At 54.7% G+C, this 23,254-nt stretch carries 20 protein-coding genes; 7 read left to right on the plus strand and 13 right to left on the minus strand.

Annotated features, from left to right (window positions below; translation table 11 throughout):
• Nucleotides 1-87: 87 nt before the first annotated feature.
• The 9 genes from ivbL to entC all read right to left on the minus strand — a co-directional run bounded on the left by ivbL (nt 88) and on the right by entC (nt 8,977).
• The gene (ivbL, locus tag RHD99_RS18380; protein ID WP_183271233.1) at nt 88-186 is read right to left on the minus strand and encodes an ilvB operon leader peptide IvbL; all 99 of its coding nucleotides are present in this window, start codon (nt 184-186) and stop codon (nt 88-90) included.
• A 118-nt stretch (nt 187-304) separates the two neighbouring features.
• Complete coding sequence (locus RHD99_RS18385; protein WP_309875773.1) at nt 305-1,327, minus strand: CobW family GTP-binding protein; 1,023 nt, start codon at nt 1,325-1,327, stop codon at nt 305-307.
• A gap of 15 nt (nt 1,328-1,342) precedes the next feature.
• The gene (locus tag RHD99_RS18390; RefSeq protein WP_034456870.1) at nt 1,343-1,540 is read right to left on the minus strand and encodes a YbdD/YjiX family protein; all 198 of its coding nucleotides are present in this window, start codon (nt 1,538-1,540) and stop codon (nt 1,343-1,345) included.
• A 149-nt stretch (nt 1,541-1,689) separates the two neighbouring features.
• Nucleotides 1,690-3,795, minus strand: coding sequence for a pyruvate/proton symporter CstA (cstA, locus tag RHD99_RS18395; RefSeq protein WP_309875775.1), 2,106 nt, complete (start codon nt 3,793-3,795; stop codon nt 1,690-1,692).
• A 332-nt stretch (nt 3,796-4,127) separates the two neighbouring features.
• A complete protein-coding gene (gene entH / locus RHD99_RS18400) occupies nt 4,128-4,544 on the minus strand; it encodes a proofreading thioesterase EntH (protein WP_309875777.1) in 417 nt (138 codons plus the stop codon).
• Complete coding sequence (gene dhbA, locus RHD99_RS18405; protein WP_309875779.1) at nt 4,545-5,297, minus strand: 2,3-dihydro-2,3-dihydroxybenzoate dehydrogenase; 753 nt, start codon at nt 5,295-5,297, stop codon at nt 4,545-4,547.
• Nucleotides 5,294-6,154, minus strand: a complete 861-nt coding sequence (locus tag RHD99_RS18410) for an isochorismatase family protein (RefSeq protein WP_309875781.1) — start codon at nt 6,152-6,154, stop codon at nt 5,294-5,296. The genes dhbA and RHD99_RS18410 overlap by 4 nt, the downstream gene beginning before the upstream one ends.
• Nucleotides 6,155-6,168: 14 nt before the next feature.
• Nucleotides 6,169-7,785 (minus strand): (2,3-dihydroxybenzoyl)adenylate synthase, encoded by a 1,617-nt coding sequence (locus RHD99_RS18415; protein ID WP_309875783.1) that lies wholly within the window; start codon nt 7,783-7,785, stop codon nt 6,169-6,171.
• A 10-nt stretch (nt 7,786-7,795) separates the two neighbouring features.
• Nucleotides 7,796-8,977 (minus strand): isochorismate synthase EntC, encoded by a 1,182-nt coding sequence (gene entC / locus RHD99_RS18420; protein WP_309875785.1) that lies wholly within the window; start codon nt 8,975-8,977, stop codon nt 7,796-7,798.
• A gap of 83 nt (nt 8,978-9,060) precedes the next feature.
• Between entC and fepB the strand changes: the two genes are divergently transcribed.
• Nucleotides 9,061-10,026: a Fe2+-enterobactin ABC transporter substrate-binding protein gene (gene fepB / locus RHD99_RS18425; protein WP_309875786.1), complete on the plus strand. Its 966-nt coding sequence runs from the start codon at nt 9,061-9,063 to the stop codon at nt 10,024-10,026.
• Nucleotides 10,027-10,089: 63 nt separating this feature from the next.
• Here fepB and entS read toward each other — a convergent pair whose 3' ends face one another.
• Nucleotides 10,090-11,364, minus strand: coding sequence for an enterobactin transporter EntS (gene entS / locus RHD99_RS18430; RefSeq protein WP_309875788.1), 1,275 nt, complete (start codon nt 11,362-11,364; stop codon nt 10,090-10,092).
• Between the two features lie 297 nt (nt 11,365-11,661).
• On the opposite strand from entS, the gene fepD reads away from it, so the two are divergent.
• The 5 genes from fepD (at nt 11,662) to RHD99_RS18455 (ending at nt 15,236) form a co-directional block, all read left to right on the plus strand.
• Entirely contained in the window at nt 11,662-12,657 is a 996-nt protein-coding gene (gene fepD, locus RHD99_RS18435; protein WP_183271243.1) for a Fe(3+)-siderophore ABC transporter permease, read from the plus strand.
• The gene (fepG, locus tag RHD99_RS18440) at nt 12,654-13,646 is read left to right on the plus strand and encodes an iron-enterobactin ABC transporter permease (protein WP_309875789.1); all 993 of its coding nucleotides are present in this window, start codon (nt 12,654-12,656) and stop codon (nt 13,644-13,646) included. Before fepD ends, fepG begins: the two co-directional genes overlap by 4 nt.
• A complete protein-coding gene (gene fepC, locus RHD99_RS18445) occupies nt 13,643-14,443 on the plus strand; it encodes an iron-enterobactin ABC transporter ATP-binding protein (protein WP_309875790.1) in 801 nt (266 codons plus the stop codon). The genes fepG and fepC overlap by 4 nt, the downstream gene beginning before the upstream one ends.
• Nucleotides 14,444-14,559: 116 nt before the next feature.
• Nucleotides 14,560-14,874 (plus strand): type II toxin-antitoxin system RelE/ParE family toxin, encoded by a 315-nt coding sequence (locus tag RHD99_RS18450; RefSeq protein ID WP_183271246.1) that lies wholly within the window; start codon nt 14,560-14,562, stop codon nt 14,872-14,874.
• A 32-nt stretch (nt 14,875-14,906) separates the two neighbouring features.
• Nucleotides 14,907-15,236 (plus strand): HigA family addiction module antitoxin, encoded by a 330-nt coding sequence (locus RHD99_RS18455; protein WP_183271247.1) that lies wholly within the window; start codon nt 14,907-14,909, stop codon nt 15,234-15,236.
• A 44-nt stretch (nt 15,237-15,280) separates the two neighbouring features.
• Here RHD99_RS18455 and RHD99_RS18460 read toward each other — a convergent pair whose 3' ends face one another.
• The 3 genes from RHD99_RS18460 to fes are packed head-to-tail and all read right to left on the minus strand — an operon-like array spanning nt 15,281 to nt 20,592.
• Nucleotides 15,281-19,201, minus strand: a complete 3,921-nt coding sequence (locus RHD99_RS18460; protein ID WP_309879210.1) for an enterobactin synthase subunit F — start codon at nt 19,199-19,201, stop codon at nt 15,281-15,283.
• A 7-nt stretch (nt 19,202-19,208) separates the two neighbouring features.
• Nucleotides 19,209-19,430, minus strand: a complete 222-nt coding sequence (locus RHD99_RS18465; RefSeq protein WP_309875792.1) for an MbtH family protein — start codon at nt 19,428-19,430, stop codon at nt 19,209-19,211.
• On the minus strand, nt 19,417-20,592 hold the full coding sequence (fes, locus tag RHD99_RS18470; protein WP_309875793.1) for an enterochelin esterase: 1,176 nt from the start codon (nt 20,590-20,592) through the stop codon (nt 19,417-19,419). Before fes ends, RHD99_RS18465 begins: the two co-directional genes overlap by 14 nt.
• A gap of 327 nt (nt 20,593-20,919) precedes the next feature.
• On the opposite strand from fes, the gene RHD99_RS18475 reads away from it, so the two are divergent.
• On the plus strand, nt 20,920-23,202 hold the full coding sequence (locus RHD99_RS18475; protein ID WP_309875796.1) for a TonB-dependent siderophore receptor: 2,283 nt from the start codon (nt 20,920-20,922) through the stop codon (nt 23,200-23,202).
• Nucleotides 23,203-23,254: the final 52 nt, after the last annotated feature.

Here is a 23,254-nt window from a genome sequence, read left to right on the forward strand (position 1 = left end):
GTTTCGCTTTTGACCGGGGGACTAAAACAAGAAACCCCGCCCGGTTTGCGCCGGCGGGGTTTTGGAATCGATGCGTTGATTCAGACCCTACGGCGCATTGCCGACGACCACCACCACACGCACGACGACCACCGCGGCTGGTAGCGCGGTTAGTAGTAGGTTAGCGTTGCGAGTGAATGTAGTCATTTGGGTCCTGAATATGTGTTGTGCGTTTTTAACGTCGAAATTTATACAACCACACTGCTTCGTTTCGTACAACCGCTTTATTCATCGACGCTAAAAACCGTGCGGGAGATCACAGTACTTAAATGGTTGTTGCCGCAAATTGCTGTCGAAGTTCGTCAATCGGCAGATAACGTCCGATAATCACCAGGCGTGAAACCCGTGATTCGTCTGGATGCCAGGCCGAGCCATAATCAAAGCCCACCACTTTATGCACACCTTGCACGATAAGGCGTTGGGGATGGTCGGCAATCGCCAGAACCCCTTTGTAACGCAGCATGTCGTTGCCGAAACGGGCGATACAGCTTTCCATAAACGCACCAATCTTTTTCACATCCAGCATTCCGGCATCAAATACGTGGGCCTGAATCGCATCATCCCATGAGCGTTTTGCCGAAGGTTTACGGAACGGCTGGAAGCTAACGAGATGGTTCAAATCTGCGCGGATCACACGGAATCCTGCGGACATCTCGATGCTATCGGTCAGTTCAAAGGCATTAAGATCGAGCCAGTGATCTGCCGGGCATTCACCGTTCACGATCTCAAAAAGATCCGCTTTGTTGTTGATCCGATGAATACGTTCCAGCGCCAGCTGTTTGGTTTCATCGTCAACTCTGTCCGCTTTAGTCAGCAAAATTCTGTCTGCAAAACCGAGCTGTGCCGCAGCAACTGCATGTTCATCCAACTGGCGAGAGATATGCTCTGCATCCGCCAACGCGATGACGGCATCAAGACGTAACGCTTCACGTAAATAATCATCAACAAAGAAGGTTTGGACGATAGGCGCGGGGTCTGCAAGACCCGTGGTTTCAACAATTAACCGTTCAAATTTCAACTGGCCCGCCGCGCGTTTTGCCAGCATTTCTCTGAGTGCTGCGGTGAACTCACCGCGCACACTGCAACAGACGCAGCCGTTGCTTAATTCCACGACGTTGACGTTTTCACCGCCCTTGAGTAAGGCTCCGTCGATATTTACGGCACCAAATTCATTTTCCAGAATGGCGACGGGTTCGTTACCGTTATGGGCGAGAAAATAGTTGAGAAGTGTGGTTTTCCCGGAGCCGAGAAAGCCCGTTAAGAGGGTGACAGATACCGCTTGATTCATGTCAAATTCCTTAGATTAACAGCAGCGAGCGCCGCCTTTACCGCCGTATCGCGCATCCTGACGCTCGCGGAAAAACTCTTCGTAAGTCATCGGCGTCTGTTCTGGATGCGTCAGACGGATGTGTTGCACGTAGTTATCGTAATCAGGAACGCCAACCATCAGTTTAGCGGCCTGGCCGAGATATTTTCCTGCTTTCGCGAGGGTGTCGAACATGGTGACTCCTGTTCTTGTTGGTTCCCCCTCACCCCGGCCCTCTCCCAAAGGAGAGGGGGAGAAGCGCGATCCCCTCTCTCCCTGGAAAGGAGGTTTAGTCCCCTCTCCTGGGGGAGAGGGTTAGGGTGAGGGCGAAGGGCCAATCTCAATTAATGCGCACTCTTCGCCTGCGCTACAACTTGTTCAACATCTTCTGGCATCGGCTCGTATGGTGTTTCCTTCGCGGTTGGCGTGTCCGATTTCAGCGCTTGCAGCGCGGTTTTAATCGCAAACAGACCAATCACCACCACAACCACCATAAAGAAGATCGTCAGACCCGCATCCAGACGGTTGTTAAACACCAGTTGAGAAAGCTGCGACTCGGTGTATTGCGCCGGGATCTTGCCGCTGTCGATCATCGCCTGGAACTTGTTAGCAATCGCGAGGAAGCCCACTTTGTTGTCCGGGCTGAACGCTTTTTGCCAACCCGCCGTCAGAGTACAGAACAGCAGCCAGGCCGTTGGCAGCAGAGCCACCCACGCGTACTTCTGTTTCTTCATCTTGAACAGTACGACCGCACACAGCATCAGCGCCATACCTGCCAGCATCTGGTTGGCGATACCAAACAGCGGCCACAAGGTGTTGATACCGCCAAGTGGGTCAACAACGCCCTGATGCAGGAAGTAGCCCCACGCCATGACGCAAAGCGCGGTTGCCAGTAAGTTCGCAGGCAGCGAGTCTGTACGTTTAAGGCCTGGAGAGATAACCCCCAGCAGGTCTTGCAACATAAAGCGTGCCGCACGCGTTCCGGCATCTACTGCCGTCAGAATAAACAGCGCTTCAAACAGAATGGCGAAGTGGTACCAGAATGAAACATCCATCAGGCCGCCCAATGCGCCATGCAGTATGTACGCCATCCCTACAGCAAGCGTTGGTGCGCCACCCGCACGAGAAATAATGCTTTGCTCGCCGACGTCATTAGCAATCTGAGTTAAGGTTTCAGGGGTAATCTGGAAGCCCCAACTGCTGACAACACTAGCCGCTGACGCCACGACATCCGTGGTGCCAGCCGGAGCCAGTACCGCCATTGGGCTGTTCATCGCGAAGTACACGCCCGGGTCGATAACACAGGCAGCCACCAGTGCCATAATCGCCACAAACGACTCCATCAACATGCCACCGTAACCGATGAAACAGGCCTGGTTTTCGTTAGCCAGCATTTTCGGCGTAGTGCCGGAAGAGATCAGTGCGTGGAAGCCAGAAACAGCGCCACACGCGATGGTGATAAACAGGAACGGGAACAGGTCACCCGTCCAGACCGGGCCGGTGCCATCAATGAATTTAGTCAGCGACGGCATTTGCAGCGTAGGACGCATGATCAAAATGCCGATTGCCAGGCCAATGATGGTCCCGATTTTCAGGAAGGTAGAGAGATAATCACGCGGTGCCAGCAGCAGCCAAACCGGTAAAACCGCAGCCACAAAACCGTAACCCACCAGCATCCACGTCAGTTGTACGCCAGTGTAGTCAAAGTACGGTGCCCAGGTTGGGCTTTCCGCTACCCAGCCGCCGGAGATGATGGCGAAGATCAACATCACCAGACCAATAACCGACACTTCACCGATACGCCCTGGGCGCAGATAGCGAATATACACGCCCATAAACAGCGCCAGCGGAATCGTGAATGCGACGGTGTACGTCCCCCACGGGCTGTGGGTCAACGCTTTCACCACGATCATCGCCAGTACTGCAAGAATGATGACCATAATCATAAAGCAGGCGACCAACGCGATAACGCCCGCGGTGTTGCCCATCTCTTCTTTCACCAGTTCACCCAGCGAGCGCCCGTCACGACGGGTTGAGACAAACAGCACCATAAAATCTTGTACCGCACCGGCCAGCACCACACCCGCCAGCAGCCAGAGCATGCCAGGCAAGTATCCCATTTGCGCGGCAAGCACCGGCCCGACCAACGGACCCGCTCCAGCAATCGCGGCAAAATGGTGACCGAACAACACTTTTTTGTCCGTCGGGACATAATCCAGGCCATCGTTATGGCGCACGGCTGGCGTCATACGAGTGGCATCAACGGTTAAGACACGTTTAGCGATAAACAGGCCGTAGTAACGATAAGCGATGAGGTAAACGCAGATTGCGGCAACCACAATCCACAATGCGTTTATCTGCTCGCCACGATTGAGTGCGATATAGCCGAGCGCGAATGCACCTATCAGTGCAAGCACCGCCCAGACGAGGTGTTTCCCTGGGTTATTCATAATTGTTTTCCATGTGTCAGGCCAGAAGCAGAGGGTGTTACCGTTTTGTTCTAGAACAATCACGCGGATTTAACAATAATGAAACGTTAGAATACAGTGGTTTGACCAGGTCTTTACATCAGCTTGTTAAGGTGATCACTATGTGGGGAGATTCTGGAGTGCAGTTACCCCTTGCTGGTCGAGAAAATCAATGAATGCCCTCACCCCAACCCTCTCCCTCAGGAGAGGGGGAAATCAAAACTCAGCCAATCCTCTCGTCTTCAAGAAGAGGGCGAAAATCAAAACTCGATCGTTCCCCTCTCCCTCAGGGAGAGGGCCAGGGTGAGGGTGGTTTACCCCAATACCGCCGTCGTCAAACGGCTGGTACAACAACGCTTATCGCGTGCGTCAAAAATAGCAATTTCCCACACCTGGGAAGATTTCCCCAGGTGCAGCGGCTTACACACCCCGCGCACCTTGCCTGACGCCACAGCACGATGGTGGCTGGCGTTAATTTCCGTGCCCACTACGCACTGCCCTTCGGTAGTCGTCAGAAAACCGGCCATTGAACCCAGCGTTTCCGCCAGCACCACCGATGCGCCACCGTGCAGCAAACCAAACGGCTGCTGAGTGCGTGCGTCCACCGGCATTTCGGCTTCCAGACTTTCACCATCCATGCGCGTGTAGACGATGCCGAGATGCTCAACCATCGTCCCTTTGCTGGTTTGGTTTAACGCCTCAAGCGTCATTTCGCGTTTCCAGATGCTCATTTAAGCTCCAAGCGTAGCGCCGCCATCAATCACAATATCCTGCAAGGTGATATGGCTGGCGTGGTGTGAAGCGAGGAACAAAATCGTGCTGGCGATATCTTGCGGACGGGCGATTTTGCCCAGCGGAATACCCAGTTTAAACTGGTCCGGGAAGCCATTAATGCGTTGCTGCTCGGCGTCTGGTGTTTTCCACAACGTGCGTTGCATGTCGGTATCGGTCGAGCCCGGCGACACCACATTACAGCGCACGCCGAATGGAGCCAGTTCCAGGCCAACCGTTAACGCCAGGCTTTTCAGCGCCGCTTTCGACGCGCCATAGGCAGACATTCCGGTGCGCGGCGTGTGGGCCGCGTCAGAAGCCACGGTCACAATCGCCCCGCTACGCTGTTCACGCAGGCGCGGCATCACGGCGCGGAACAGATTGAACGCACCACCGACGTTAACCGCGAAGGTGTCCTGCCAGTCTTGCAGTGGCAACGCATCGGTTGCCCCCATGCGCAAAATCCCTGCCGCATTGACCAACACATCCAGTTGCGGTTTCTCGGTCAACAGACGCTGAGATACGCCCGCCACCTGGTCTGCATCCGCAACGTTAAGCTGTTCGGTGGCAAACGGGTAAACCTCCAGCGGGAAGGCAAGGTCAAAACCGATAACGTCCGCGCCCGCTTCGCTAAACGCCAACGCAGTGTGATAGCCGATACCTTTGCCCGCCCCGGTTACCCAGACGGTTTTGCCACTAAAGTCGATTTTCATGCCTGCGCTTCCCGTGACAGCAGCGCCCACCAGGCGTCAACAGTCGGTTTTTTCGCCAGCATGACAAAGTCGATATCCGCATGGATTTTGCGCCACTTCGCCGCCAGCGCCATCATGCGTACCGAATCCAGGCCGTAATCAATCAGGTTTTCGTCGTCTTCAGGAATGTCAGATTCATCGAGCAGCGGCAAGATCAGTTCGCGCAATTGCGCTTTACTTTGCGGGGCTGATTCTGGCAGCAAATCGCGCGTCATCACCACGCGACCGGAACGGCCCGCAGTGTATTTCAGCGCCATCATGTGTTCTTCGCGGCTGAAATCAGCCAGCGCGTCGGCCACCATAAACGGTTTGATATCACGCATAAACGCATCGGTTGCGGTAGTCATGCAGCCGATGTGGGCGTACACACCGCAGATGATCAGTTGGTTACGGCCCGTCTCTTTTAAGGCTTGCTCGAGCGGTGAGCGGATAAACGCGCTGTAGCGCCATTTGGTCAGCACCGTGTCGTGCTCATCCGGAGCCAGTTCTGCCACCACTTTCTGGCGCTCAGGGTGTTTGTTTAAACCCGGTCCCCACATGTCGTTGAGCAGCGCACGATCTTCATCGCTTTGCGCATTAGGCTGCGCGGTATAATAGACCGGAATATTGTGGCGTTTGCAGTATTCACGCAGCGCGGCAATGTTGGCGATAACCTGCTGGATCATCGGGCAATTGTCGCCCCAAAAATCAATGAAATACTCCTGCATATCGTGAATCAGCAACGCCGCACGCTCGGGTTCAAATGCCCAGCTCACTTTATTTTCTGGAATGTCAGTTGCCGTCGGTAAGGTGTATGCGTTCAGTTTTGGAATAGACATAAATTCTCCGTCAATCAGGAAGCCAGTTGCTTATCAGCAATCAACTGGCGCAAACATTTTTTGTCCACTTTGCCCACGGCGGTTAGCGGAAGATGCTCAACAATTTCAATGCGGTCGGGCAGTTTGAAATCCGCAATGCCGAGTTCGCGCAGATAACGGCGAATCTCTACGGCGCGGAACGGGCGAAGGCCGACGATAAACGCGCAGCTTTTCTCGCCCAGCAAGCTGTCTTCCATCGAAACGAGTGCTGCGTGAACGATCTCTTCATGGCGTAACAGCAGGTTTTCGATCTCCTCGGCGGCGATCTTTTCCCCACCGCGATTGATCTGATCTTTCTCACGCCCCTGAACCGTGATGTAACCGTCTTCGGCAATAGAAATCAGGTCGCCCGAGCAGTAGAAACCGTTGGTATCAAAGGCCTGGGCGTTGTGTTCAGGGCTGCGGTAATAGCCACGGAAGGTGTACGGCCCGCGCGTCATCAGGCGGCCAACTTCACCGTGCGGGAGCGGGTTTCCATCAGCATCTGCAACCCAAACTTCGTCGTCCTGGCACATTGGCTTGCCCTGAGTTTTGAAGATGTGGTCGTTGTCATCGTCAAGGCGCGTGTAGTTCACCAGCCCCTCCGCCATGCCGAAAACTTGCTGTAGCTGGCAGCCAATTTCAGCAGGGATACGCGCCGCCAGCGCTTCGCTCAAACGCGCGCCACCCACTTGCAAAAGCTGTAGCGACTCCAGGGCCTGATTGCTCCCCCACTCGCCAATCGCCTGTAGCCACAGGCTGACCGCAGGTGGCACCAGTGCGGTGACGTTGATCTTATGGCGTTCGATAAGCGGGAAGCACAGCGTGGCACTCGGGTCATTTGCCAGCACCACGCGCCCACCGCCGTAAAACACGCCCAGAGAACCCGGCGAACTGAGCGCGTAGTTATGCGCCGCAGGAATCGCGCACAAGAAGCGGGTATTCGCATCAAAGCAGCAAATTTCTACGCTGCGACGAATGCTGTAGTAGTAATCGTTGTGCGTGCGAGGAATGAGTTTTGGTGTGCCGGTGCTGCCACCGGAAAGCTGGAAAAAGGCCACTTCGTCTGCCGCCGATGGTGTGGCAACAAAGTTCTCTTCCGGCTCATTAATCAATGCGCTCAGTGAGCGTTCACGATCGTTTTCGTTGAGCAAAACCGCCATACGCAGCGACGGATTTTGTTGGCACAGCGCATCCAGGAAATCGTCATGGGCGAACAAATTATGTTTGCGGTCGGCAATCACTACCACCGGCTCAATTTGCTTTGCGTAGGCTTCCATTTCGGTGCGTTGGTGGCTAAACAGCGCGTTCACCGGTGCCACGCCAATTTTCAGCAGCGCGAAAAGCGTGATGTACAGTTCCGACACGTTGCCAAGCTGTACCAGTGCCGTTTCGCCGGTAGTCAAACCACGGCGTTTAAGTGCAGACGCCAGGCGCGTTGCTGCCTGCTCGAGCTCGCGATAGCTGAAATGACGTTCACCATCGATAAGCGCAATCGCGTCATTGTTCGCGTGGCGGCTGAGGATATCTGTCAGCGGAAAATCCGCCCAGTAGCCTTTTTCACGGTAGAGTGCAGCCAGTTCGTTCGGCCAGCGAGTAAAAGGAATAGCCATAAAATCGTCCTTAATTAAGCCCAAATACCCGGAGCATGGTGGATAGTTTGACGCCGGTTTCGCGCCATTCCGATTCCGGCGACGACGCAGGCACGATGCCAGCACCCGCAAACAGGCGCACCTGATTGCCGCCTACGCGTGCGCAGCGAATGGTCACCACCCACTCGCCGTTACCCTCGGCGTCACACCAGCCGACGATGCCGCCAAACAGTTCGCGGTCAAACGGTTCCAGTTCGGCAATGAGTTTTTGCGCCACATCATGCGGGAAGCCGCTCAGTGCAGGTGTGGGATGCAGCAAACAGGCGAGCGATAACGCATTGTCCTGGCTGTCTTTAATCTGGCCGTAAATCGGAGTGGCGAGGTGCCATAACGTCGGCGTAGTGATCAGTTCTGGCGTATCAGAGAGCGTCAACGATTGGCTGTGCGGCTGCAAAACCGTCTGCATCGCCTGCGTCACCAGTCCGTGTTCGTGGCGGTCTTTGGTGGAACGCAGCAGTTGCGCGCCAATCTCTGCGTCGCGCTGGATATTTTCTCTGTCGCGACGGGCGGAACCTGCCAGCGGTAACGAACTAAAATTCTTGCCGGATTTGCGTAATAGCAATTCCGGGCTGGCGCCCACCAGTGAACTGCCGTCCGGCAACGGGACGTGGAAGTTGTAGCTGGTTGGGTTTTGGCTAATCAAATTATTGAGCAGCCCATCGAGATCAATCGGTGTTTGGGTTTCGATATCAATCAGGCGCGAGAGCACGACTTTGTCGATATCCGGCTGCGCCGTTGCGGCGGCGGCCTGCGCCACCATTTCCATAAATTTGTCTTGTTCGGGAATCGCTTTACGCGCAGCAATGTTTAGCGGTTTTGACGCGCCGGTGTGGCGGGCGTCGTTCTGTCGTTCGGCGCGTGAGAACGGCTGCCAGCGTTCGGGAATAAACAGGGCTGAAGCCTGGCGGGGATCAAACGGAATGGCGCCGACCACAACGGGCTTTTCGATACCGTGTTTTTTGGCGTTTTCAAACGCTTCACGCAATGTTGTTTGCAGGTGACCATGGGGATTTGCGCCATCCAGCGCCGGGCTATCAAGGCGAGCGAAGCAGCCGCTTGTTGAAAAACTCCGATATGGCGACATAAAGAAAAAGCTATCTGCACAAGGTGTTAGCTGTTTCTCGAGTCGTTCCTCAGCCAGTAACGTTTCCATGAACTCTCCGTAAAAACATGACAAAAGATAGTAATAATGATTATCATTTGCTTTTCGGAGTCGTAACCTAAAGAGAAAAGTACATGCTGTCAACAAAGGTCAAATTTTTTTTAACAATTCCCACGCTTGTATTGTTAAGTTTGAGTCACCTCGCTCATGCCGGTGACTGGCCCCGAACCCTTACCGACAGCCACGGCACACACACGCTGGAGCAGGCTCCTGTGCGCATTGTTTCCACAAGCGTAACGCTGACCGGTTCGCTATTGGCGATTGACGCACCGGTAGTAGCAAGTGGTGCGACTACGCCAGGCAATCGCATGGGGGATTCACAAGGTTTCCTGCGCCAGTGGGGCGATGTGGCTAAAGCGCGTCATGTTCAGCGTTTATATATTGGTGAAGCCAGCGCCGAAGCCGTGGCCGCACAAATGCCTGACCTGATTTTGATAAGCGCCACCGGCGGTGATTCCGCCCTCACCCTTTATGACCAGCTTTCAGCGATTGCGCCGACGCTGGTGATTAATTACGACGACAAAAGCTGGCAGCAATTACTGACTCAACTTGGCGAGATAACCGGGCACGAAAAACAAGCCGCTGAGCGTATCGCAAGCTTTGATAAGCAATTAAACGAAGCCAAACAGCGCATGGTGCTGCCGCCACAGCCCGTCACCGCGCTGGTTTACACGCCCGCTTCTCACTCGGCGAACCTGTGGACTGAGCAATCCGCGCAAGGGAAATTACTCCAGCAGCTTGGCTTTACACTGTCGACGTTGCCTGCGGCCATTCAGGCCAGCAAAAGCATGGGCAAGCGCCATGACATCGTGCAACTCGGCGGTGAAAACCTGGCTGCGGGTTTGAATGGCGAGAGCCTGTTCCTGTTCGCCAGCGATGAGAAAGACGCCACGGCGCTGGAAGCCAACCCTTTGCTCTCGCATCTGCCCGCCGTGCAACAGAAGCGTGTTTATGCGCTGGGCACCGAAACTTTCCGTCTGGATTATTACAGTGCCACTCAGATACTCGCGCGCATGAGTCAGTTATTTGCCAGTCAGTAGAATACGGGACAGTCCCCTCTCCTGTGGGAGAGGGTTAGGGTGAGGGGATTCGTTGCCTGAATATCAGCGTCGGTTACCAGCCTGAGGAGAAGGGGAAGCGACCACTTCAGCCGGAGCGGCTTGCTGATAACGGCGTAATTGCACCAGAACGATCGCCAGAACAACCCCGCACACCGTCAATGCCAGCCCGCTAGAACTGGCCGCAGCAACCGGCGTCATCGCCACCGTCAGGCTTCCTAAAATAGCGGCACCTATCGCATCACCCGTCACGTTTTGCGCGGTCCACAAACCGTTAATGCGGCCTAACATTCCGTCCGGCGTCAGCGTCTGAATTAAGGTGTATTGCAACAAAGAACTGATCGCACTGAGATAGCCAAACAGCGCAAGGCAGGCAAGTCCTAACCCCCAAACCGGCATCAGGCTGAACATGCCAATCGAGATAAACGAAACAATCCCCGCCGCCAGCATAATCAGGCCGGGACGGGCGTGATGGGCAATGCGCCCGCTGGTCAATGCGCCAATGGCCGCACCCAGCGGAACGGCGGCGTACATCAGACCGATTTGGCCCGCACTCATCTGCCAGTGGCCTGCCAGCGCGGGATAGAGCACGCGCACCGCGCTCGCCATCGTCAGCAACGCGCCAACTAACGCAATGCCACCAATAACCGGGTTGCCGACCAGAAAACGTAGCCCGTTCCACAATGAAAGCAGCGGGTTTTCACGCGCTTGCGGCGGCGGCGCCAGTTTCGGCAAACTCAGCAACGGCAATAACGTAATAAAGGTGCCGACTGACGCCAGCGCGTAGTTCCACACCACGCCGCCGGACGCCAGCAACAGCCCGCCGATCATCGGTGAAATCACTGAACCGAGGCGCACCGTAAGCATGGTAATCGCGCTCGCCTGCATTAAATTCTCACGCCCCACCAGTGCGGGAGTTGCGGCTAATAATGCGGTCACGCCCAGTGCGCCAAAGAAACCATCCCACACGCCAAGCAGGTAAATCACGGCAAGCGAGGGTTCCGGCAAAGCGGCGTTAATCGTCAGGCCAATAAAACCCACGCCGCAGGTAGAGCGCGCCAGCAAGATAAGACGACGACGCTCGTGACGGTCAGCCAGTACGCCCCCCATCATCAGGCCGATAAACATCGCGCTGCCGGTTAGCGTCACCGCAAGCCCAACCTGCAAGGAAGAGCCGGTCAGCGTCTGGATTTGTACTGGCACCGCGACGCCGAGTAACCCCAGAGACACAATTGAAATAAAACGGGCGAGGAAAACAGCGCGAAAAGCGGGATGGGTCTTGAGCAAACTCAGATTGAGCAACAAAGAATTGCGGTTCATTACATGGCCTTAAAGCGAATTTTTCTTTCCAGGTGCGAGGCGGCTCATGCTAACATAAACAAATAAGAGTGATAATGATAATAACTATCATTTAATTTACTGCTAAATATTATCTTGTGTTGGTGGCCCTCCCCTCACCCTAACCCTCTCCCCAGGGAGAGGGGAAAAATCGGTATTCGTCTTCGCCTGAGGAATAAGCGGTTTTCACCTTATCCTAAGGGAGAGGGGCTGTACGGTTTTCTCCTTCTCCTGTGGGAGAAGGTTGGGATGAGGGCAATTTTTCAGGGAAAGAACCTTATGTCTGTCTCGCGGTTATCAATACTGCTTATCTTATTGTTTTTGCTGTTATTGATGGCAACTCTCAGCCTGCTGCTGGGCGCAAAATCACTGCCCGTTGCGGTGGTTATGGATGCACTCAGCGGCCAGTGCCAAAGTGCTGATTGCACCATCGTGCTTGATGCCCGTCTCCCTCGCACGCTGGCAGGCATTCTCGCCGGAGGCGCACTCGGACTTGCGGGCGCGTTGATGCAAACTCTGACCCGTAATCCTCTCGCCGATCCCGGCCTGCTTGGCGTCAATGCCGGTGCCAGCTTTGCCATTGTGTTGGGTGCCGCCGTGTGGAGCCTTTCATCGCCGGTTGCGCTACTTGGGCTGGCGTTTGCTGGCGCATTATCTGCCGCACTGGTGGTGGCGTTTACCGGAAGCCAGGGCGGTGGGCAGTTGAGCCCGGTGCGCTTAACGCTTGCGGGCGTGGCGCTTGGCGCGGTACTTGAAGGCATGAGCAACGGCATCGCGCTGTTAAATCCGGTTGTCTATGACCAGTTACGATTCTGGCAAGCCGGAACGCTGGATATTCGCACCCTCGAAACCCTGAAAATTATCGTGCTGCCGGTACTGACGGGCTGCGCGATTGCACTGTTTATCAGCCGTTCGCTAAACAGCCTGAGCATGGGCACCGACACCGCGACCGCACTTGGCAGCAAAGTGGCGCGTACCCAACTGCTGGGTTTAGTCGCGATTACGTTGCTGTGTGGCAGTGCCACCGCCGCCGTTGGGCCGATTGCTTTTATCGGCCTAATGATGCCGCACCTGGCGCGCTGGCTGATGGGCGCTGACCACCGCTGGTCACTCCCCGCCACGTTGATTGCCACCCCGGCACTGTTACTTTTCGCCGATATTATTGGCCGCATGTTGGTGCCGGGCGAGCTGCGCGTTTCGGTCGTCAGCGCGTTTATCGGTGCGCCGATGTTGATTTATCTGGTGCGCCGCAGCCGCAAAGGAGTCGGGCAATGAATTCCCCTTCCCCTCGCCTGTTAATGAGTTGCCTGTGTTTATTCGTTCTCAGCTGTGCGCTCGGATTATGGAGCCTGGGCAGTGGCGTGTTGCCGCTCTCAGCCCGCCAGGTTATCGACGCCCTCCTCGGTTTCGCGCCGCGCAATATCTCTTTAGTGGTGGTCGAATGGCGCTTGCCGCGCGTCATGATGGCGCTATTGATTGGCGCAGCACTTGGCGTAAGCGGTGCCATCTTCCAGTCGCTGATGCGCAACCCCCTCGGCAGCCCGGATGTCATGGGCTTTAACACCGGTGCCTGGAGCGGCGTGCTGATTGCGATGGTGCTGTTTGGTCAACATCAGACAGCGATTGCCGGTTCAGCAATGGCTGGCGGTATCATCACCGCGCTGATTGTCTGGATGCTCGCCTGGCGTAACGGTATCGAAACCTTCCGTTTAATCATTATTGGTATCGGCGTTCGCGCCATGCTGGTGGCGTTTAACACCTGGCTGTTACTGCACGCGTCGCTGGAAACCGCGATATCCGCAGGGCTCTGGAATGCCGGTTCGCTCAACGGTTTGACGTGGGCCAAAATTTACCCTGCCGCACCGTTGATGTTGTTGGCGTTAATCGCAGGCGCGTTATTGGTTCGCCGTATGCGTTTACTGGAAATGGGCGATGACAGCACCTGTGCATTGGGTGTTTCGGTTGAGCGTTCGCGCCTGCTGCTGATGTTAACAGGCGTCATTCTGACTGCCGCAGCGACAGCGCTTGCCGGGCCGATTTCATTTATCGCTCTCGTCGCCCCGCACATTGCCCGCCGGTTAAGCGGCACCTCACGCTGGGGTCTGATGCAATCTGCTTTATGTGGTGCCACTTTGCTGCTGGCGGCAGACCTTTGCGCCCAGCAACTCTTCATGCCGTATCAGCTGCCGGTCGGTGTGGTCACCGTCAGCCTCGGCGGCATCTATTTAATTGCGTTGTTGATTCAGGAGTCCCGTAAGAAATGAGTCAGATTTCCTCACCATCGCGCCTACATGGCGAAAAACTGACGCTGGGATATGGCAATCATGTGGTGGCAGATGGCTTGACCGTCGCCATCCCCGACGGGCAATTTACCGCGATTATCGGCCCCAACGGCTGTGGCAAATCGACACTGCTGCGCACGCTAAGCCGCCTGATGAAACCGATGCAAGGCCAGGTCTGGTTGGACGGCAACGAAATACACCGTTTCGCGACTAAAGAGGTGGCGCGACGCGTAGGGCTATTGGCGCAAAATGCCAGCGCACCGGGCGATATCAGCGTGGCAGAACTGGTCGCGCGTGGGCGTTATCCGCATCAGCCGATGTTTTCCCGTTGGCGGGAAGAGGACAGCCAGGCGGTAGAACGGGCGTTGAAAGCCACAAACATTGAAGATTTAGCCGATCAGCCGGTAGACACCCTTTCCGGCGGCCAGCGCCAACGCGCCTGGATTGCCATGGTGCTGGCACAGGAAACATCCATCCTGCTGCTGGACGAACCAACGACCTGGCTTGATATCAGCCATCAAATTGATTTACTCGAATTACTGCGCGAACTGAACCAAAAACAAGGCTTTACGCTTGCGGCGGTACTGCACGATTTGAACCAGGCCTGCCGCTACGCCACGCATTTAATCGCCCTGCGCGATGGCAAAATTGTGGCCGAAGGCGCACCGACCGAGATTGTCACGCCGGAACTTATCGAGGCGATTTATGGCCTGCGCTGCATGATTATTGAAGACCCGGTGGCGCATACGCCGCTGGTTGTGCCTTTGGGGCGCGGGTAAGAAAAATTAACTGATTAAAAGTTTGCGTAGTGCTTCGCAAGGGCGCACACTTGAACTGTGCAAAAGTGCAATTCATGTTTTACTGCCCATCCGGTCAATTAGATGGAACCAGCATCATGGAGAAGATGCGCACGATAAGCAGTTTTAGAGATGCATGGCTTGAAGATTTCTTTTTGTTCACCAGACATCATCGAAAAATTCCTTCCGATATCGTCAGCACTTTGGCACGCAAGTTAGATTTAATTAATGCAGCCGTAACCTATAAGGATTTGCGATCGCCTCCTGCAAATCGTTACGAAGATCTCAGAGCACCGTTAAATGGCTATTCATCAATACGCGTCAACAGCCAGTACAGACTGATCTTCATCTGGCGCGATGGTAAAGCGCACGATATTTACCTCGATGACCACAGTTACAAATTGTATAGATGATTCGGTCAGAAACAGCACAATAAGGATGAATAATGGTCCAGGCACAACGTAAACCCACCACCGTCGGCGACGTGCTTTTATACGAGTATCTCGAACCTACTGGCCTGCGAGTGACCGATCTGGCTGATATGCTCCAGGTACATCGCAACACGGTCAGCAAGCTGCTCAATAACAACAGCAAACTGACACCTGACATGGCGTTCAGACTGGCTAAGGCGTTTGATACTTCCGTGGATTTTTGGCTCAATTTGCAAACCAATGTGGATATCTGGGAAATCCAGAACGATCCTCGCACCCAGGAAGAGATCAGCCGCATCATCACACTCAGTGAGATGCTGGAACGCAAAACCCGGGCTGCATAAAAGAAGCGGCGAATGAAGAAACTTCATTCGCCGTTATTGTTTAACTACGCAAGCACCCGCAGCAATACCGGCCCAATCTCCTCAAACGCTTTCGGGGAAATAATATCGACATGGGCGCAATCCAGGTGGAACACGTCCAGTTCACCTATCCAGGGAGCCCAGGTTTTATGCGGGTCCATTCCTTGCGGTAACGTTCGCTCCGCCACAAACAGCGTGGCTTTGCCGCTAAACGGCACACTTTGCGCGGTGCTTAGCAAGCGTACCGCATCGCCGTAGTTGCCTTCGATGGCCTGGAATAATGCGTCACTTGCCTGCCCTTTTTGAGCCGCAACGAAAGCTTCACGCTCACGGTTGATCTCTTCCAACACCGCCGGATCGAGTTCGTTCGCCCCCTTTTCGGCCCAGTTTTGCGTTTCTGGCGGCCAGGTATCGAGCAGACCAAGGAAAGCCACTTCCTCACCTGCCGCCTCAAGCCGTGCTGCAATGCCTTGTGCCAGCGTGCCGCCCAACGAATATCCCATCAGATAATACGGGCCATGCGGCTGGAGTTCGCGCAGGGTTTGCAGATGTGTTTCACAAACTTGCGCCAGATTTTCAGCCTGCTGCATCGGGCCTGTTGGGCGTGGCGACTGAATGCCGGTAATTGACCAGCGTGGGTCGAGGTAACGCTGCAACACACTAAATTGCCACGCAAAACCAGAAGCAGGATGGAAGCAATATAACGTTGACCCATAGCTTTTACGCAGAGGCAGCACCGTATCAAAACCTGCACGACTGGCTTCTTCTTCGCTCTGCTCTTGCGCCAGTGTTTGTGCGAGCTGGGCGACGGTAGATGCCACCATCACCTGCCCTACCGTCACTGGCCTTGCAAGAGTGCGGCGCAATTCTGCCGCCAGGCGCATTGCCAGCAATGAATGGCCGCCGAGAGCAAAGAAGTCGTCATCAACAGACTGAATTTCGCAGCCCAGTAGCTGGGAAAAAGCATCTGCTATGACGATTTCAAGATTCGACTCAGGCGCACGTCCGGAACCACGCAACGCCAGCTCAGGCAACGGCAAGGCCTTTCTGTCCAGTTTGCCGTTGGCGCTCAGCGGGAATTCATCCAATTGGATCAACGCCACGGGCACCATATGCGCAGGTAGCACGGCGCAGAGTTGCTCGCGCAGCGCATCAACGGGCAACACCTTCTCCGTAGCCGACACCAGATAACCCACCAACTGGCGTGCATCACCGCCGCTTACCGCCGCCTGATTCAGCACACAGGCATGAGTGACGGCTTGCGCGATATCCGGTAATGCTTGCAAAGCACGGTCGATATCACCTAACTCAATGCGCTGGCCGCGAATTTTCAACTGATCATCGCTGCGCCCAAGATATTCCACGGCACCGTTTTCGAGCCAACGCGCCACATCTCCCGTTCGATACATCCGCTCGCCTGCGGCAAAAGGATCGGCGACAAAGCGGCTGGCAGTCAGATCCGGGCGAGATAAATAGCCCTGCGCCAGTTGAATACCGGTGAGATAAAGATCGCCTGCAATCCCCACAGGTACCGGACGCATCGCCGAGTCCAGAATCCGTAAACCGGTATTCCACACCGGCCAGCCAATCGGCACGCTGCTGCCAGTAACTTGAGCTAATTCATCGCCAAATGCCGGATACCAACTCACGTCAACGGCGGCTTCGGTTGGCCCGTAAAGATTGTGCAATGGCGCATGAGTGAGTTGTTCCCACTGGCGACAAAGCTCGGTTGGCAGTGCTTCGCCGCTACAGAAAACGCGGCGCAAAGTGGCGCAACTCGCAATCGCTGCGTCGTCGGTTAATGCTGCGACAAACGCGCTCAACATCGACGGAACAAAATGCGTGGTCGTCACACGGTAGCGAGCGAATAACTGCTGCAACGCCTCCGGGTCACGGTGCGCTTCTGGCGGCGCCATCACCAACCGTGCACCGACAATATACGGCCAGAAAAACTCCCATACCGAGACATCAAAACTGCACGGCGTTTTCTGTAAAACCACATCATCGTGCGTCAATGGATAGTGGTTTTGCATCCACAACAGCCGGTTAACGATGGCCTGTTGCCCCACCATGACCCCTTTCGGACGGCCTGTAGAACCGGAAGTGAAAATCACATACGCGGTATGTTCTGGGGACGAGAGATGCTGAAGATCCGGTACATCATCCGTTGGCAACACGTTCTGATAGCAGAAGGTTTGCAGACCGTTGATGGCACTAAAGCGCGGCAATTGATCGTCTGATGCCAGCAGCAAACGCGGAGCCGCATCTTCGATCATCATATGCAGGCGGTCGTCAGGATAACCGGTATCCAGCGGCAACCAGGCGGCACCCACCTCCACAATGGCCTGCAATGCCAGTGATAAAAACACCGAGCGAGGCAGCGCCACCGCAACCACATCGCCGGGTTTCACGCCACGTTCGAGAAGCTGATGCGCCAAAGCCTGCACCTGTTCGTGCATCTCGCGATAGCTAAACTTGTGGTTTTCATCGGCCAGCGCGGGGGCATCTGGCGTACGCCGTACCTGTTCGGCAATCAGCGCACTTAACGTGGTTTCAGGAATGGAAACTTGCGTGGCATTGACGCTTTCGAGTAATGCGCTTTCGCAATCGTGCAGCAGTTGGGCATCAACACAACGTAATGAGGGATTGACCGCAAACTGGCGCAAAAGTAGTGGCATACGAGCGAGATGTTGCTGCAAAGTGTTTGCATCATAGCGTTCAGAATTTGCCAGCATTTCAAGGGAGAATTCGCCTTGTTCGCTGATATAGATCGCAATTTCCAGGTCACGAACCGGGCCGGAAGCCAGTTGATGCGTAATGCCATCGATGCCATTGAAATCGAGGCGGTAATCAAACATTTTCAGGTTCAGCACCGGGCCATAAAGCGGTTCACCGCTGGAAATTTTCCCCAGGTCACGCTGGATTTGTTCGGCGTCGTAGCGCTGATAACGGCGCATGCTTTTAAGTTCTTTCGCAATATTTGCCGCGAGCTGTGGCAGCGTAAAGTTCGGTTCGATACTCACGCCAAACGGCAGCACGTTTAACACCGGGCCGGTTGCGCATAATGCTGCGGAACCCATGCGACGCATAAAGATGAAGCCCGCAGAATAATCAGCGCGGCCGCTTAAACGCCCAAGCCACAAGGCCACCAGACCTAATGCCATATCGGCGGCAGTCAGGTTGTGAAGACGTGCGTTTTCCACCAGCGCGTGGAAATCGGCGTTATCAAAACTGAGCGACTGGCGAATCAGTTGCGTGGTGGAGCCCGTGCCATTCAACGGCTGTGTTGATAGCGTGGCAGGGGGCGGCAACTGTTTAGCACGACTTACCCAAAATGCGGCATCACGCTGGAAGGCTGGCGTTGTGCGGTAATGTTCGTATTCCGCGACCACTTCGCTGAAGGGGGTAAACGGGCTGGGTTCCGGCGCCTGGCTTTGGCAATATGCGCTATAAATATTGGCAATTCGGCGGGTAATTGCGGTGAAGCTGAAGCCATCCACCACCAAATGATGAAAACGTTGATACCAGAACCAGCGCGTTTCGCTGACACGCAACAGTTGATGATGGTAGAGCGGCTTACCGCTATTGATGCGTAAATCCTGCTCGAGGTCGTCGCGCATGAAAGCCAGCGCTACGGCTTCAGGTTCAGCCTCGTCACGCAGGTCGCGGCAAATGGGTGGCGTAAAAATTGTGGCGGGATCGATCCACTGGCGCGCTTCACCATCCACTTCGCTAAAACGCATGCAAAGGGTATCGGCTTCTTTCATGCCCGCGATAATCGCCTGGCACAGAAGCGTTTCGTTAAGCTCACCGTTTAATTCCACACTTTCTATTTCAACGTAATGCGCCACACTCCACGCATTCGCCTGAGGCGAAAGCTGATCTGCCATCCAGATGCCGGGCTGCGCCGCCACCAGCGGTAAGGTGTCGGTTTGCTGATCTACCATGGTTAATTCACTCACCGTTCACCCCTTCTTTCGCAAATGTTGCGGGTTGCAGCTGTGTCCAGTTGGCGAGTAGCCAACGCTGGCATTCTTCGTTTGGTGCAGGTTCACAAACCACCACCCAGCCATCCGGTAATGCACAATGTTCAGGCCATAAGCTGAACTGCTGTAGCGTATTTTCAAGGATAAAAAAACGTCCCTGTGGCGCGTCGAAAGGGTTACTGAATTCCATATTCTCTCCAAAGCCATGCTAAACCATCCGTCAAGCCACCACGCCAGCAAAGCGCATCGTGCCCGCCGTCAACCTCGCGATAGAAAACATCGCGCTGCGTTTGTAGCAGTAAGGGGAATAAACGTTGATTAACCTGATGAATGAGAGGTTCTCTGACCCCGGCTTCAAGATAGATGCGCAGCGGTTTGTCACACGCAAACCCCTCTTCGAGTTGCTGTATTAACAATCCGCCTTGTTGATTTGTCTCACGACGCGGCCACCAGTAAGAGCCGGACTGGCTCAGCACACAGCCAAATTGTTCCGGCCAGTGGAGTGCGGCGTAAAGCGATGAAAGCCCGCCAAAACTTTGCCCGGCCACCACCGTCGTTTCTGGATTTTCATTCCAGCGAATAAGCTCGCGTAACTGCGGTAATAACTCTTCCTGAACCGCTTGCCAGAACTGAGCATTACACGGGAGTTCGCTGTTGCGAGTCGCGTTGTCGATAACATCAATCAGCACGTAAACCGCTGGCGGCAGCGCGCCGGCATCCGTTTGAGCCTGTAGCGCAGGCCACACCGGCATACCTTCCGCCCAAAATTGCCCATCGAGCAAAATGGCTAACGGGCGCTGTTCTGGCTGCGCGTCACCGGTTGAGAATATCCAGACATTGCGTTGGTTATCCAAACGCTGACTTTGCCAGGTTATACAAAGTGGAGCGGCATGCGGGGTGTTCGGTTTGTCCCAACCTGCTTGTTTTGGCGCATCAGGAAGATGCAGCGCCGACATCGGATGTCCGCGCCCGCCGAGCCAGCTTTCAGAGTTGAGTGGGTCGGCAATCGCCTGCGGCAGCAGTTTGCGCCAGCCTTCACGCAGCGCTATACGTTCGGCCGCAATACCGTCAAAGGCTTCCGGCGGGAAATCATCTTCACGGGTCGATGGAATGAAACAATAACTGCCGCGCCACGTGCTGCTGAGTTGAGTTTGCCATTGCCAGACATCCGTTCCGGGCACGCGCTCCAGGGTTTGTGGGCGAGAACGTTGGTGATGGTCGGTGACGCCCGTGACATAAATCCAGACCCGTTTAATCGGTGAGGTTTTTTCACAGCCTTGCGGATCTCGCCATAAGAAAGTGACGGCACACTGGCCATCATTTTCGCAGGTAATGTGCGGAATTCCCTGCATCTGCTTTTCCTGCCACCAGCCCTCACTTCCTGTAAGCAAAATTGTCACTTCCACATAACCCTATGAAATTAATGATAACGATCAATAAAGCTGAAATATATTGATAATACTATTGATAATTATTTGCATTTGCAATAGCGTATTTCCGCGCTTTGGGCTACCCGCTTCCTGGTGCAAAAACAATAAATTGCCGAACTTGAACGCACAAATCCCTCATTTCGGGGCCGTTGCCGGACAGATCTCGGTATCAATACGTGAAATCATGCTGCGCCCGCTCCCTCTGGGAATGGAATGACACCGGGCTCAGCGGAAAAGCAGGCCGCCATAATGAATAAAAAAATTAACTATTCCCTCGCAATGCTAATTAATTTGGGGATATACGGTGTCGCTCAACCTGCCTTTGCAGCAGAGCAAGCGACATCCGCAACGGCTCAGGCCGCTGCGACAGACACTGACAACACACAGAATCCCGCAGACGAAGACACCATGGTGGTTACTGCTGCCGAGCAAAACTTGCAGGCACCAGGCGTTTCAACCATCACCGCTGAAGAACTGAAAAAACGCCCCCCGGCACGGGATATTTCCGAAATCGTCCGCACCATGCCGGGTGTGAACCTCACCGGTAACTCCACCAGCGGCCAGCGCGGGAACGGTCGCCAGATCGATATTCGCGGCATGGGCCCGGAAAACACCCTGATTCTCATCGATGGTAAACCGGTCACCAGCCGTAACTCGGTGCGTCTGGGCTGGCGTGGCGAGCGTGATACGCGCGGCGATGCAAGCTGGGTTCCACCGGAAATGGTTGAACGTATTGAAGTTATCCGTGGCCCTGCCGCCGCACGTTACGGCAACGGTGCCGCCGGTGGCGTGGTGAATATCATCACCAAAAAAGGCAGCGGCGAGTGGCACGGTTCCTGGAACACTTACCTCAATGCGCCTGAACACAATGATGAAGGCTCAACCAAACGTACCAACTTTAGCCTGAGCGGCCCGCTGGGCGGAGATTTCAGCTTCCGTTTGTACGGCAATCTGGATAAAACCCAGGCCGATGCCTGGGACATTAACCAGGGTCACCAATCTGAACGTACCGGGATTTACGCTGATACGCTGCCAGCAGGCCGCGAAGGCGTGACCAATAAAGACGTGAATGGCGTGGTGCGCTGGGACTTTGCGCCGATGCAGTCACTGGAACTGGAAGCGGGCTACAGCCGCCAGGGCAACCTGTATTCCGGCGATACGCAAAACACCAACACCAACCAAATCGTTAAAGATAACTACGGCAACGAAACTAACCGTCTTTATCGCCAGAGCTACTCACTGACCTGGAACGGCGGTTGGGATAATGGCCTGACAACCAGCAACTGGGTGCAGTACGAGCACACCCGTAACTCGCGTATGCAGGAAGGGCTGGCGGGCGGTACTGAGGGGATCTTCTCCAGCGATAAATTCAGTGATATCGACCTGAGCGATGTGCTTTTGCACAGCGAAGTGAATATTCCGATTGATCTCGTTTTCAACCAGAACCTGACGCTGGGTACCGAGTGGAACCAGCAAAAAATGAAGGATCTGTCTTCGAACAATCAGACCTTTATGGGTGGCAACATTCCTGGCATGAGCGGGACTAACCGTAGCCCGTACTCCCAGGCAGAAATCTTCTCCCTGTTTGCTGAAGACAACATGGAGTTGACGGACAGCACCATGCTGACGCCGGGCTTGCGTTTTGATCATCACAGCATTGTGGGTAACAACTGGAGCCCGTCTCTGAACCTGTCTCAAGGTTTGGGCGACGACTTCACCCTGAAAATGGGTATCGCCCAGGCGTATAAAGCGCCAAGCCTGTATCAAACCAACCCTAACTACATTCTGTACAGCAAAGGCCAGGGTTGCTACGCCAGCGGTACCGGCGTGGGTTGCTACATGATGGGTAATGAAGATCTTAAAGCTGAAACCAGCATCAACAAAGAGATCGGCCTTGAGTTCAAACGTGACGGCTGGCTTGCCGGCGTGACCTGGTTCCGTAACGACTACCGCGACAAGATTGAAGCGGGTTACGCGCCTATCGGTCAGACTTCAAAAGGCAGCACTAAAACGGATATTTATCAGTGGGAAAATATTCCTAAAGCCGTTGTTGAAGGCCTGGAAGGGACATTGAACGTACCGGTTTCAAACACCGTAAACTGGACCAATAACGTCACTTACATGCTGCAAAGTAAGAACAAAGAAACCGGCGAGCGCCTGTCGGTTATTCCGGAATATACGTTGAACTCCATGCTGAGCTGGCAGATTCGTCAGGATATTTCTGTGCAATCGACCTTTACCTGGTATGGCAAACAGCAACCGAAGAAGTACAACTACAAAGGTCAGCCTGCGACAGGACCTGAAACCAACGAAGTTAGCCCTTATAGCATTGTTGGCCTGAGTGGAACCTGGGATGCGACCAAAAACATCAGTCTGACGACGGGGATTGATAACCTGTTCGACGAACGTCACTGGCGCGCGGGTAATGCCCAAACCACAGGCGGCGATGCCGGTTATATGTATGGTGCAGGTGCCGCAACGTATAACGAGTCTGGTCGTACTTATTATGTGAGTTTGAATACCCACTTCTAAGTGTGCAAAACCGCCCTCATCCCGGCCTTCTCCCTGTGGGAGAAGGTGAAAA

Origin of the sequence: Buttiauxella selenatireducens, assembly GCF_031432975.1 — a bacterium.
In the GTDB taxonomy this organism is placed as follows: domain Bacteria; phylum Pseudomonadota; class Gammaproteobacteria; order Enterobacterales; family Enterobacteriaceae; genus Buttiauxella; species Buttiauxella selenatireducens.